This window comes from Mesorhizobium metallidurans STM 2683, assembly GCF_000350085.1.
Lineage (GTDB): Bacteria > Pseudomonadota > Alphaproteobacteria > Rhizobiales > Rhizobiaceae > Mesorhizobium > Mesorhizobium metallidurans.
In genome coordinates this window covers 33,420-46,726 of sequence record NZ_CAUM01000035.1, presented here as the reverse complement: position 1 = coordinate 46,726, position 13,307 = coordinate 33,420, and the positions used below count along the sequence as shown (strand labels likewise).

Genomic DNA, 13,307 nt, shown 5'->3' with positions numbered 1-13,307 from the left:
GTCCCATCCAGATGTTCGTTTCAAACCCTAACACCGCAAGGATCGCCAGCGCTAACAAGACCTCGCCTTCCCAGCGCGCCTCATAGCCCCACTTTCGCAAAGTGAATTTCCCGCTGATCTCCCGCAGTTCCCCCTTCTCGAACCAAAAGATGCTGCGGAGAACCGCCATCTACTTACGCCTCACGCGCGGCCTAGGCGGTGTCTTCGCTAGTCGTCTCATGAGTTCGTCCGCAACCGAATGTTCTTCGTCCGCCGCAATTTCCGAACAAGCAGCTCCGATTGCTCGGGGTCATTCTTGCTCGGGCGGCTCTTGGTTTTGGTCTTTCTTGTCACCTGCGGCCCTCGTGATATCTGCGGCATGTTCAAGCAAATCCAGCTGGGCTTTTTGAGGTGGAAGTGGCAATTCAGCCAGACCGATCACGTTTATTTTGGCGCGTTTTCCCAACGTCGCGATGTCGCCATCGTCTGAATAGATCGTCGTTGCGCCATTGACCTTGGCGATAGCGACTATTTGGCGGTCATACTTCACCTTCGCCCATGTCGCGCCCGAACCTCCCCGTTTGTTACCGCTCCCCATCGCCTCGCGGGACATTGCGGCTACCTCGATAGCGGCGCGAGTGTCGAACGGCTCAATACTGAAAACCGAATAGCGCTGTAAGTGGTCAATGATCTGCTGTGTCGCGGCGGCTCCAGCCTTCACCAACGCTTCGCCCAACGCAGGCGTCGGTATGACGATTTTCGCCTTTGCCTTATCTAGCTGCTGCACCAAGTAATCAATGCGATCCTTGGGTCTATCAATCGGTACTCCGTTTGGACCGCGCGGAACTGGTGTATCGGGACGCAGCATTAGCAACAACGTGGTGGCGTCAATGACCACCATTCCGTTGGCCCCCTGGTCCGTGACGCAGCTTCTCAAGCTCGCTGTATGCGTCGTCACCCCACTCGGCTGGAATCTCTCTGAGCGCGGCCAGAGCATTAGTCAAAGACACATCCTGCAACGCTTCAAAGCTTTCGATCTTGAAGTATTGAAGAGCCCATTCCCCATCGGCATCACGACTCCAGCGACCGCGCCCGAACAACCGCACTGGCTCAAAGAGCTTGGCTCCAAGCTGCTTCGCGATTGTTCGATTGGTTTCGCAACCACTGATTTGCTGCCCTTCGGATTGAATGGTTATGTGAATTGTATCGTCTTTCCCTCGAATACCTGTCACGAGGCCGTCGATAGACCCTTGCTGCCGAATGGAAGCGAACTTTTCCTCTGCAATTTCCCTGCCTGGGAAGCGCACAATGATGCCACTCGGGGCCGTATCACGCAGAATCCCGATTGCGTTGTCGTCCCTAAGAAACTTGTTAAGCATGTTGAACGCGCGCATGGGCTCACCGGGCGCGTCGCCGGCACGAACGGAAGCAACACGGTCCCGAACTTTCGGCGCCGCCTCACGATCAATCCTCGCATTTAGGACAGTGCTGCCTTTCGTCACACGCCTAAAGTGCACGGCATTCTGTTCGCCCAACAACGCAGCGAGTTCGCCCATGTATTGTGCGAGCCGCGCCATAGGCATGGTGTCCGGGCTATAGGCATCGATCTTGAATCGGTATTCGATACCGTCACCCCGCCCCGCGATTTTGGGTTTACGTGGCATAGCAATTGGCAACTCTAGTTGGCGTGGCCAGAGATCGACGCCTGAAACAAGCCCTTGTACATCAAACGTTTCACTATGATACCACGAGTGGGACTATCTGCACGAACTTCATTGCCAACGCCAACAAGCCATCGTACTTATCAAGTTTGCACCTCCGTTATTTGAGGCTGCCAGCTAAGGAACCTTGTCGCTGGTGCTGTCCAGATACTGGGTCAGCGCGCAGATCAGAGGGCAAAGGATGCTGGCCGGCACGTCGCTCATACCACGTTCAAAAATTCCTTGCTATTCGCGGCCTAGCTAAAAAGTCTGGTTGTAGGCGCCGACTTCCGGGCTGCGGCGCAGCACGGCATCGACGGCTTCGAACATCTGCCGGCGCCGCTCTGATGACACCGGGCTCTCGACCACGACGACGAGTTCCGGCTTGTTCGATGATGCCCGCACCAGGCCCCAGGTGCCGTCCTCGGCAACGACGCGGACGCCATTGACGGTGATCAGGTCGACGATCTTCTGCCCGGCAAACGCCGCGCCATCCTGTTTCATGGCCTGGAAGTCGGACACGACCCGCTCGACAACGCCATATTTCACCGCGTCGGCGCAATGCGGCGACATGGTCGGCGTGCCGAAGGTCAGCGGCAGATCGCGATAAAGATCGGCCATGCTGCTCGTCGGGCTGCGGTCCAGCATCTCGCATATGGCGATGGCTGTGATGAGGCCATCGTCATAGCCGCGCCCGATCGGCGGGTTGAAGAAGAAATGGCCGGATTTCTCGAAACCGGCGATGGCGCCGAGCTCGGCCACGCGCCGTTTGATGTAGGAGTGGCCGGTCTTCCAGTAGTCGGTGACGGCGCCATCGGCGCGCAAGGCGGCGTCGGTGTTGAACAGGCCGGTCGACTTGACGTCGACGACGAAGGTCGAGCCCGGATAAAGGCGCGCAATGTCGCGCGCCAGCATGACGCCGACCTTGTCGGCGAAGATCTCGTTGCCTTCATTGTCGACCACGCCGCAGCGGTCGCCGTCGCCATCGAAGCCAAGTCCGACATCGGCTCCCGCCTCCAACACCTTGTCGCGGATCGCGTGCAGCATCTGCATGTCTTCGGGGTTGGGATTGTAATGCGGAAACGTATGATCGAGCTCGACGTCGAGCGGGATCACCTCGCAGCCGATCCGTTCCAGCGCCTCGGGCGCAAAGGCGCCGGCGGTGCCATTGCCGCAAGCGGCGACCACCTTGAGCTTTCGCGAGATGCGCTTGTCCCGGGTCAGATCGTCGAGATAGGTCTTGCGGAAATCCGCAACGAAGTCGTAGGAGCCGCCGCCGACAAGGTCGAAGTCGCCGGCAAGCACGATCGCCTTCAGCGCGCTCATCTCCTCGGGACCGAAGGTCAAGGGGCGCGCCGCGCCCATCTTGACGCCGGTCCAGCCATTCTCGTTGTGCGAGGCGGTGACCATGGCGACGGACGGCGTGTCGAGCGCGAACTGGGCAAAATAGGCCATCGGCGACAGCGCCAACCCGATATCCTTGACGCGGGCGCCGGCGGCCATCAGACCGGAAACCAGCGCCAGCTTGATGGCCAGCGAATAGGAGCGGAAATCATGCCCGGTGACGATATCGGGTCCCGCGCCCAGGCGCCGGATCAGCGTGCCGAGCCCCATGCCGAGCGCCTGGACACCGATCAGATTGAGCTCCGGCGGCTCCGCCGAGGCCGGATGGCCGAACCACCAGCGCGCATCGTACTCGCGAAAGCCGGACGGCTTGATCAGCGCCGATGTTTCGAACTCGAAAGTGTTGGGACGGGATTCGCTAACGATCTTCAGGGGCAAGACAGCAAAACTCCAAGTGGCTGGAAATCACGGAGGCAGTATCGGTGGATCGCTTACCAAACAAGCCTTTAAGCCGTGTTTATCCGGCAGGAAACCGAAACCTGTATGACGTTGCCGCAAAAGCCGAGGAAATGCGACAAAGGCGCTTCCATTGGCGCTTGCAGGAACGAGGTGCGGCGGCTATAAGCCCGCGGTCTGGTCACGGAGTGTAGCGCAGCCTGGTAGCGCACATCGTTCGGGACGATGGGGTCGCAGGTTCAAATCCTGCCACTCCGACCAGAAAAACAAAGCGACTTAGTTGTTTCCCGAAGCCCCTGGGATGGGGGCCCATTCTCAGTAGGGCATAACCCTCAACGAGCGTATTCAGAGCACGGACGCTCAGTCCTCGCCGTAGCTCGCCGGGAGATGGCGTTCGAGTTCCATCACGTCATGAAGAACGCGGCCGACACCGATCAAATCGGCGCGGGCCACGTGATAGAGCAGGAGATGGCGCGGGCGCAGGACGATGCCGTGCTCGGTCCTTGCGCGCTCGCGACTGTGCCGCAGATGATAGCTGCGGACTTTGCCGCCGAGTTCATTGCGGGCAAAGCTACCTGGCCGTTCAGGGTCGGCCGCGATGTCGCGCAGCGCCGTGATCAGCAACCGTTCGTAGCGGACGCGCGCAATCTCACCGAAATTAGCTTCCGTGTAAGCCAGCAACTCGACGATATCTTCTTCGGCGGACGCAGCAAGCCGATAGACAGCCACCGCCTCACCGACCGGCGTTTTTTACGCTTGCCTGCCGTCCCAAGCCGCTCATGAATTTCTCAAGCCTGTCGTTGCTCACGTCGCGGAATCTTCCCTCTTCGAGGTCCCGAAATCCGATGCGCGCCGCCTCTTCGAGTGCGGCTAGCCTTGCCTTCTCCCGCGCCTCACGCTGCTCGACCAAACGCAGACCATCACGCAGCACTTCGCTGGCGTTCTGGTAGCGGCCGGTTTTCACCAGCCCCTCGATCACCTCTTCATGGTGTTCCGTCAGGACGACGTTACGCGTTGGCACCGGAATCTCCTTGAAGCTGTTGAGCAGCATATAGGATAATGGCATATTATGCCAATGACTCATATCTGGTCACGGACTGCAACGCGCCGGCCAAGCTCACTGCGATCGTGCTCGACAATATCGACAATAGATGTCGACTTTGACGAAATGGCCGCAGGACTTTAGTCGCGGTTTCCTTCATGGGTGAATCCTGATGAAGAGAAAGGTTGGCGGCTGACCGGCTCGGGCTTTGGGAAGATGGCCTTATGGTCGGAAGCAGTACCTCTGGTTCCGACAGTGGCCTCAAATGATGATTCGACAACGCAGGGAACCCCAACTCATCAGCCTTTCAAGTTAACGATCGCAGAAGCCAAACGGGGTCTTGCGGAAAGTTTTGGCGTTTCTCCTGATAGTATTGAGATCATCGTGAGAGGATGACCGACATACACGTCATTTGTCAGCATAAAATGAACTGGGCCAAACTCCAAGATGGCCTTTTTGAAGCCGGAGAATGGGTAGTTTCTGACGATACAGCCGACGAATTGAAGCAGACCCGTGGCCGAATATATCTCCACGAAAAGCAGAAGGAGAGGGCTTGGCACGGTGGTGCCGTTTTGGACTGGAAACCTTCACCCGGAGATTCCAAGCGGAAAATTTTTCCCTATAGTGTCGACGGCCCTTTTAGGAGCATTTGTCCGGGCAGTTGGTCGCGAGAAATCGCGATCGTTCGAGAGTAAAAGAGGTTCCGCCTCACGCGCTCAACCGAAACCGCGTGACATCGATGGCGGCGTTCATCAGCGTCTGTGTGTAGGCCGCCTGCGGATCGCTGAAGATCGCCTCGGTCGGCCCCTCCTCGACGATCTTGCCCTGCTTCATGACGATGATGTAGTCGGCCATGGCGCGCACGACGGCGAGATCGTGGCTGATGAAGAGGTAGGACAGTTCGTGGTCGGCCTGCAGCTTGCGCAGCAACTCGACGATCTGCTTCTGCACCGAGCGGTCGAGCGCCGAGGTCGGCTCGTCCAGCACCACCACCTTGGGCTTGAGGATCATGGCGCGCGCGATGGCAATGCGCTGGCGCTGGCCGCCGGAGAATTCGTGTGGATAGCGATTGCGCGCATTCGGATCGAGCCCGACTTCGCGCAGAGCCTCGACCGCGCGCTGGTCGCGCTGCTTGCCCGACAATGCCGGCTCATGCACCAGAAGCCCTTCGGTGATGACCTGGCCGATGGTCATGCGCGGCGACAGCGAGCCGAACGGATCCTGGAAGACGAGCTGCAATTCGCGCCGCAGCGGCCGCATCGCCTGGCGGTCGGCGCTGGAAATGTCGCGGTCGCCGAGGCGGATCACGCCGTCGCTCGGCAGGAGCCGCAGCAGGGCCCGGCCGAGCGTCGATTTTCCCGAACCGGATTCGCCGACGATGCCGATGGTCTGATTCCGCTTCAGCCGGATCGAAATGCGGTCGACCGCGCGCAGCAGCAGCGGCTCTCCGGCAAGGAATCCACCGCCGATCTTGAAGGTCACTTCGACATTCCTGCCTTCGAGCAGGACAGGCGCGTTTGGCGGCGGCGGCGCCTTGGTGCCGGTCGGCTCGGCGGCCAGCAGCATCTTGGTATAGGCGTGCTGAGGATTGGCGAATATCGCTTCGGCCTCGCCCTCCTCGACGACCTCGCCGTAACGCATGACATAGACCCGGTCGGCAAAACGCCGGACGATGCCGAGATCGTGGGTGATGAAGACGATCGCCATGCCGAGCTTGCGCTGCAGTTCGGCCAGCAGCATGAGGATCTGCGCCTGGATCGTCACATCGAGCGCCGTCGTCGGCTCGTCGGCGATCAATATGTCGGGATCGTTGGCCAAGGCCATGGCGATCATGACGCGCTGGCGCTGGCCGCCCGACATTTCGTGCGGGTAGGATTTCATCCGCCGCTCGGGGTCGGGAATTTGGACCAGCCGCAACAGCTTGAGCGCCTCTTCGCGCGCCTCGGCCGCGTTCAGCCCGCGGTGCCGGCGGATCGGCTCGATCAACTGGTTGCCGATCGAATAGAGCGGATCGAGCGAGGTCATCGGCTCCTGGAAGATCATGCTGATCTTGCGGCCGCGGACCTTGTTCAATTCGGATTTGCTCAGCGCCAAAAGGTTGCGGCCGCGATAGTCGACGGCGCCTGATGCCTCGCCGTTCGAGGCCAGCAGGCTCATCGCCGCCATCATCGTCTGGCTCTTGCCGGATCCGGACTCGCCGACAACGGCAACGGTTTCACCCGATTTGACGTGGATGTTGATGCCCTTGACGGCCTCGACCGCGCCGTCGAGCGTGCGGAAGCGGACGCGAAGGTCCTTGACGCTGAGGATCGTTTCGGAGGCAGCCATCTCAGCGGTCCTTGGGGTCGAGCGCATCGCGCAGGCCGTCGCCGACGAAGTTCAGCGCAAACAGCGTCGAGACGAGGAAGAAGGCCGGGAACAGAAGCAACCAGTTCGCCGAGCCGATGTTCTGGGCGCCGACCGAGATCAGCACGCCCCAACTGGTCATCGGTTCCTGGACGCCGAGGCCGAGGAACGACAGGAAGCTCTCCAGGATGATGACCTGCGGCACCAGCAGCGTCATGTAGATCACCACCGGTCCGAGCAGGTTGGGTATGACATGGCGGACCAGGATGCCGCGCTGGCCGACGCCCAGGGCTTCGGCCGCCTGGACATATTCCTGGCGCCGGATCGACAGCGCCTGGCCACGCACGATGCGCGCCATGTCGAGCCACAGCACGGCGCCCACCGCCAGGAACATCAGCACGAAGTTGCGGCCGAAGAACACCACCAGCATGATGACGAAGAAGATGAACGGCAGCGAATAGAGCACGTCGACGATGCGCATCATGACCTCATCGACCTTGCCGCCGGCAAAACCGGCGGTGGCGCCGTAGAGCACGCCGATCACCACCGCCACGACGCCGGCGAGCAGACCGATGGCCAGCGAGATGCGTCCCGCCATCAGCGTGCGCGACAACAGATCGCGGCCGGTGTTGTCGGTGCCGAACAGGAAATATTGCTGCTTGATCGAGGCGCTCATCGTCACTTCGAGACCGTCGGGCGATTTGCTCTCGATCTTTGTGTCGTCAAAGGCATCGGAACGGTCGAGATAGCGGATGTTGCGGTCGTCGATCGGCCTGGTCGACTTGACGGTGACGAAGACCTTGTTGCCTTCCTGGCGCCACTCCTTGATGTCGGTACGCATGCGCTTGATCGCTTCATCGAGCGCAACCTCGATCATGTCGGCTTTTGGATATGGCGAAAAGCTCGGCGGCGTGCGCACATAGTCGGCATAGATGGTGGTGTATTGATGCGGCGCGAACCAGGGGCCAAAGACGCTGATGGCCGCGATGAAAGCAAGATAGTAGAGGCTGAACATGGCGGCGCGATTTGCCTTGAGACGCGCCCAGGCATCGCCCCACAGGGAGCGGCCGACGACGGCCGAAGCGGTGGCTGCGATGTCAGTCATAGCGCACCCTCGGATCGACGACGGCATACATGAGGTCAACGATGAGATTGAAGATGATGGTGAACAGCGCGATCACCACCACCGTTCCCATCACCAGCGTGTAATCGCGGTTGAGCGCGGCAACGACAAAATGGCGGCCAACGCCTGGAATGGAGAAGATCGTCTCGACGATGACCGAGCCGGTAAGAAGCGCCGCCGCTGCCGGACCGGTGAAGGAGACGATCGGCAGGATGGCGCCGCGCAGCGCATGTTTCACCACTACCGACCAGTCGGACAGACCGAGCGCACGGGCGGTGCGGATATGGTGGGAGCGCAGCGATTCGATCATCGAGCCGCGCATCAGGCGGGCAACGATAGCGATCTGCGGCAAGGCGAGCGTCAGCACCGGGCCGATCTTGTTGATCAGAGCGCCATCGCCCCAGCCGCCGATCGGCAGCAGCTTCCAGGTCAATCCGAACAAAAGCTGGATCACAGGGGCGATGACGAAGGTCGGAATGGTGCTGCCGGCGGTCGCCAGCGCGATCACCGAATAGTCGGCGAGCTTGTTCTGGTTGAGCGCGGCGATCGTGCCGAGAACGCTGCCGAGCAGCAGCGCCAGAATGAGCGCCGAGGCACCGAGCTGGACCGAGATCGGCAGGCCCTTGGCAAACAATTCGCCAACCGTGAAGTCCGGCATGTTGTAGCTCGGGCCGAAATTGCCGCGCAGCAGATTGCCGAGATAGTGGACATATTGCAGCCAGAGCGGATCGCCCAGGCCGAACTGCGCATCAAGATTTGCCTTGATCTCGGGGCTCAGGCCCCGCTCCTGGTTGAACGGGCCGCCTGGCGCGACGCGTATCAGGAAGAACGCCGTGGTCACGATGACGAACAGCGTCGGGATGGCGGTCAGAAGCCGCCGGAATACATAACGCAGCATCGGCGCCCCGCTTCGGCCAGAGCGACACGCGTCCATGCGGACGCATAACCACGCTCCAGCGCCTTCAAATCTTCGCATCGTGTTTGCCGAAAATCGACCACGACTTTCGGACCGATGCGACGACCGACCGGACCATCGCGCCCCCGGAAGAGAGCGCGGCGATCCAGCCAAGGATGATTGTCATTCCTTGGAGATGAAGCGCGACGGATGCACATCCATCACGTTGTCGACGAAGCCTTGAAGCTTCGGAGAAACGATATCTTTGTAGCTAAAGTAGAGAAGCGGGATGTTGCCGACGTCGTCGACGAGGATGCGCTCGGCGTCAGCGAGGTCCTTCATGCGTTCTTCGGGTTTGCCGCCGGCGGCGGCCGCCTTGTCCATGGCCGCCTCGTATTGCGGGCTGTTGTAATTCGAATAGTTGTTGCCGCTCGCCTTGCGGGAGATGCCGAGGAAGGTTTCCGGATCCTTGTAGTCGGCGATCCAGGCGGCGCGCGCCACGTCATAGTCGCCCTTCTGCTCGAGGAAGGAGTAGTGGGTCTTGGTGTCGGTGTTGACCATGGTGACTTCAATACCGAGCGGCTTCAGCTGCTCCTGGATGGCCACGGCGGTGTTCTTGTGGTTTTCCGAGGTGTTGTAGCGGATTTCCATCTTCAATGGTTTCTCGGGCGTATAGCCGAGTTTCTCGAGGATCTTCTTGGCTGCGTCCTCGCGGTCGATCTGCGACATGTCCGCGTACTTGGCCACTGCCGGCGTGTAGCCCGCAATGCCCGGAGGCACCATCGAATAGCCGGGCAGCATTGAATTCTGCCAGACCTTTTCGGCGAGGAAGTCGCGGTCTATCGCCATCGAGATGGCGTTGCGTAGCTCAACATTGTCCCACGGCGCCTTGTCGGTCTTGATCGCGTAGTAGTAGGTGCCGAGATACGGCCCGACTCTTATCTGGTCACCGAACTTGGTCTTGAGGTCGGCGAGCTGTTCGGTCGGGAGATCGTCGTAGCTGTCGAGTTCACCTGCCTCGAAGCGCTTCATCGCCGACGAGCGATCTTCGGTCGGGATGTAGTTGACGGTGTCGATCTTGACGCTTGCCGCGTCCCAGAATTTCGGATTCTTGACCAGTTTCATATGGTCGTTGGGAACCCACTCGGCCAGCGTATAGGCGCCGTTGGAGACCAGATTGCCCGGCTTGATCCAGTCGGCGCCGAGCTTGTCCATTGAGGCCTTGTTGACCGGATAGGTCGCCTGGTGGGTCAGCATCTCCAGGAAATAAGGCGTCGGCGCCTTGAGCGTGACTTCCAGCGTGTTGGCGTCGACCGCCTTCACGCCCATATCCTCGGGCTTGCCCTTCTTCGTGTTGACGTCCTCGGCGCCCTTCACCGGATAGAGCATCGAAGCGTATTCGGCGCCGGTGGCCGGATCTTCCAGCCGACGGAAGGCGAAGACGAAGTCTTCAGCCGTCACCGGGCTGCCGTCCGACCACTGGCCGTCCTTGCGCAGCTTGAACGTGTAGACGGTGCCGTCATCCGATACCGTCCAGCTCTCGGCGGCGCCCGGGATGAGGTTCGCGTTCTGGTCCTGCATGACCAGCCCCTGGTACAGGTCACGCAAGATATTGGCTTCGTAGACCGTGGAGGTCTTATGCGGGTCGACCGACTCCGATTCGGCGGCGGTGCCTCTGTTATAGACGACCTCGGCGAAAGCCGGCGCAAGGAAGGCGCCAGCAGCGAGGGCCATGGTTGTGGCGAATACTGTCGCCTTCAGCATGTTTTTCAGCATGAAGTTCTCCCTGTCGAGACGGCCCTTTGGCGACGCCTCTGAGTGTTGTCGCCCTGAAACCGATCGATGGCCTCTTTGAGCGCGCCGCCGGTTCCCTTTCCGTCGGCTTGGTGCCCAGACAGTAACGCGGAGATTTTTTATTTCAACAGACTCTCGGGGTCACCCAAAGTAAGGCCTCCGCACGACAGCCAGACCGCCGATCGAAACCATGAGCCGCCGCCCCCCGTTCTTCTCGCCGCGAAGCCTTCGCTTCGGGCAAGGTACCTGCATTCATTTGCAGTTCGCCAAAACCTTAATGCGTTCTTAAGCAACCTTCGGTAACATCTTTAACTGGCCTCTGTACGTCTTCCACACATCTTTGATGGGCGAAGGACATGGATAAGATAGAAAGTAAAATAAACTTCAAAATGAAGCAAAATATACGCGGATTTAGCGAAAAACTACTTCAATTGAGAGAACGATCCGGGACCACCGCAGTCGAATTCGCATTTCTTTCGCCAATTTTTATCCTGCTTCTGCTCGGAATGGTTGCATACGGTATCTATTTCGGCGCAAGCAATTCGGTCCAGCAAATTGCTGCGGACGCCGCGCGCACCGCGATTGCCGGGCTAAACGAAACCGAGCGTCAGACGCTGGTTGCCAGTTTCGTCGCCAACAACGCCGGCGGATATCCGTTCGTCGATTCCGCCAAGCTGACCTACCAGGCCAAGGACAGCACCGCCGATGGAAACCAGTTCGTCGTGTCCATCCAATACGATGCGCGCAACCTGCCGATCTGGAACCTGTTGCCCGCCCTGCCAATGCCGGGAACCACGATTTCACGCAAGTCGACGATAAGGATCGGAGGCATCTGAATGTCGAAGTCCTTGCAGCGGAGAATCGGCGGGATCCTGCGATCGATGTTCGGCGATCTCAGGGCGAACTTCGCCGTGATGACGGCGCTAAGCGCGCCGGTCGCGCTGGCGGCGGCGGCTTTCGCCATCGACGAAGGCTCGATCTATGTGGAGCGCCGGGAAGCCCAGGCAATGACCGACCTGGCGGCAATCACGGCGGCCTCGAACATGACCAACATCGAGGCCGCAGTGGTGACCACGCTCGGCGACAACGGCATGCCGGGTATAATTGTCAAGAAGGCAGGCCAGACAGTCGTTCCCACTCTCGGAAAGACCGTCGTATCGGTCACCCCCGGCCGATATTCGGCGGCATCGTCGCTCAGCGTGGGAAAACGCTTCGAGGCCGGCAAGACGCCCTACAACGCTGTCCATGTCGCCCTCAACAAGATTCCCGCCCGCTATTTCGCCAGTTCGCTTATTCCGACCCCGGTCATCGGCACCGAGGCCATCGCCAGCATGACGCCGCAGGCGATGTTCTCGATCGGGTCCAGGCTTCTCAGCGTCAATGGCGGCATTCTCAACGCGCTTCTCAGCGGGCTCCTGGGCGGCAACATCTCGCTCAGCGTCATGGACTACAACGCGCTGATCTCGGCCGACGTCAATGTGCTTTCGTTTGTCGACGCCCTTGCGGTGCAATTGAACCTGACAGGCGTGTCCTATTCGGACGTGCTGGCGTCAAAGGCGACGGTCGGCCAGATCGCCACCGCCATGGCCAATGTTCCGGGGGTTGGCAGCGCGGCCAAGCTCTCCCTTCAGACGATCGCGTCCAAGGCCACCAGCACGGTCAAGATCCCGCTCAGTCATCTCGTCGATCTCGGCTCCGTCGGCCAACTGGGCCTCGGACAAGAGTCGGCAGGCCTTTCGGTCGGCGCAAGCGCCATGGGAATGCTGAGCGCTGCCGCGGCACTGGCCAACGGCTCGAACCAGGTCCAGGTCAACCTCGGAGCCACCATCCCCGGACTTACCTCAACCACCCTTGCCATCGCCATCGGCGAACCCATGCAATTCTCGCCATGGCTGACAATCGGCGAGAAAGGCGCCGTGGTGCGCACAGCGCAGACGCGGATCAAGCTGCTGGCGTCCGTAGGCATCGGCAACGCCGCCCTCGGCGGCGGCGTCAAGCTCCTGTCGGTCAATCTGCCCTTGCATGTGGAAGTGGCCTACGCCGAAGCCAAACTGACCGATATAAGTTGTCCAACGGGGCGTCCGGACAGCTTGAAGGTTACCATAGAAGCACGGCCGGGCGTCGCCGCGCTACACCTTGCCAACAGCGACGCCGACGGCAGTTCCTCCGCCTTCGCCGATTTCAGCAACCCGCAGTCGTTCTCCGATGCCACGATCGCGGCGGTAGAGGTGAAGCTTCTGTTCCTTACCCTCAATCTGCTGGGAGTGAACGGTTCTTCGGCACTTGCGATCACCAACAACGATCCGACGACGTTGACCTTCAACAGCACCGACATCGCCAACAAGACGATCAAGACCGTCTCCACGAAAAACCTGACGCAATCCCTCACCACCTCGCTCGTCAGCAATCTGTCGCTTTCGGTCAGCGCGCTGGGCCTCGGCCTTGACGTGACCGCCCTGCTCGGAGCGGTGAAGCCGGCGGTGGTGACGCTGCTGAATGGCGTGACCGCGCCCGTCGACGAGTTGGTCTACAACGTACTTGCGGCACTCGGCGTGCGCGTCGGCGAGGCGGATGTCCGGGTCGTCGGCGCGACCTGCGGGCGCTCCGTGCTCGTCCAGTAGTCCGGCC

11 protein-coding genes and 1 tRNA gene are annotated in these 13,307 nt (G+C 60.4%); 3 read left to right on the top strand and 9 right to left on the bottom strand.

What is annotated here, in order from left to right:
• Positions 1–289: 289 nt before the first annotated feature.
• The 3 genes from MESS2_RS07005 to MESS2_RS06995 all read right to left on the bottom strand — a co-directional run bounded on the left by MESS2_RS07005 (position 290) and on the right by MESS2_RS06995 (position 3,461).
• Positions 290–880 (bottom strand): type II toxin-antitoxin system VapC family toxin, encoded by a 591-nt coding sequence (locus MESS2_RS07005; protein ID WP_008873457.1) that lies wholly within the window; start codon positions 878–880, stop codon positions 290–292.
• A complete protein-coding gene (locus MESS2_RS07000) occupies positions 867–1,643 on the bottom strand; it encodes a hypothetical protein (RefSeq protein ID WP_008873456.1) in 777 nt (258 codons plus the stop codon). Before MESS2_RS07000 ends, MESS2_RS07005 begins: the two co-directional genes overlap by 14 nt.
• 297 nt (positions 1,644–1,940) lie before the next feature.
• A complete protein-coding gene (locus MESS2_RS06995; RefSeq protein ID WP_008873455.1) occupies positions 1,941–3,461 on the bottom strand; it encodes a phosphomannomutase/phosphoglucomutase in 1,521 nt (506 codons plus the stop codon).
• 202 nt (positions 3,462–3,663) lie between these two features.
• On the opposite strand from MESS2_RS06995, the gene MESS2_RS06990 reads away from it, so the two are divergent.
• A tRNA-Pro gene (locus MESS2_RS06990) sits at positions 3,664–3,740 on the top strand.
• Between the two features lie 99 nt (positions 3,741–3,839).
• Here MESS2_RS06990 and MESS2_RS06985 read toward each other — a convergent pair.
• The 6 genes from MESS2_RS06985 to MESS2_RS06955 all read right to left on the bottom strand — a co-directional run bounded on the left by MESS2_RS06985 (position 3,840) and on the right by MESS2_RS06955 (position 10,661).
• Complete coding sequence (locus tag MESS2_RS06985; protein WP_008873454.1) at positions 3,840–4,208, bottom strand: type II toxin-antitoxin system RelE/ParE family toxin; 369 nt, start codon at positions 4,206–4,208, stop codon at positions 3,840–3,842.
• Between the two features lie 4 nt (positions 4,209–4,212).
• The gene (locus MESS2_RS06980) at positions 4,213–4,500 is read right to left on the bottom strand and encodes a type II toxin-antitoxin system ParD family antitoxin (RefSeq protein WP_040592388.1); all 288 of its coding nucleotides are present in this window, start codon (positions 4,498–4,500) and stop codon (positions 4,213–4,215) included.
• Positions 4,501–5,229: 729 nt separating this feature from the next.
• Positions 5,230–6,849 (bottom strand): ABC transporter ATP-binding protein, encoded by a 1,620-nt coding sequence (locus tag MESS2_RS06970; protein ID WP_008873451.1) that lies wholly within the window; start codon positions 6,847–6,849, stop codon positions 5,230–5,232.
• 1 nt (position 6,850) lies between these two features.
• A complete protein-coding gene (locus MESS2_RS06965; RefSeq protein WP_008873450.1) occupies positions 6,851–7,972 on the bottom strand; it encodes an ABC transporter permease in 1,122 nt (373 codons plus the stop codon).
• Positions 7,965–8,888: an ABC transporter permease subunit gene (locus tag MESS2_RS06960; RefSeq protein WP_008873449.1), complete on the bottom strand. Its 924-nt coding sequence runs from the start codon at positions 8,886–8,888 to the stop codon at positions 7,965–7,967. Before MESS2_RS06960 ends, MESS2_RS06965 begins: the two co-directional genes overlap by 8 nt.
• A gap of 180 nt (positions 8,889–9,068) precedes the next feature.
• The gene (locus MESS2_RS06955; RefSeq protein ID WP_008873447.1) at positions 9,069–10,661 is read right to left on the bottom strand and encodes a peptide ABC transporter substrate-binding protein; all 1,593 of its coding nucleotides are present in this window, start codon (positions 10,659–10,661) and stop codon (positions 9,069–9,071) included.
• Positions 10,662–11,068: 407 nt separating this feature from the next.
• On the opposite strand from MESS2_RS06955, the gene MESS2_RS06950 reads away from it, so the two are divergent.
• A complete protein-coding gene (locus MESS2_RS06950) occupies positions 11,069–11,515 on the top strand; it encodes a TadE/TadG family type IV pilus assembly protein (protein WP_085987157.1) in 447 nt (148 codons plus the stop codon).
• A 45-nt stretch (positions 11,516–11,560) separates the two neighbouring features.
• Positions 11,561–13,300: a pilus assembly protein TadG-related protein gene (locus tag MESS2_RS06945; RefSeq protein ID WP_008873445.1), complete on the top strand. Its 1,740-nt coding sequence runs from the start codon at positions 11,561–11,563 to the stop codon at positions 13,298–13,300.
• Positions 13,301–13,307: the final 7 nt, after the last annotated feature.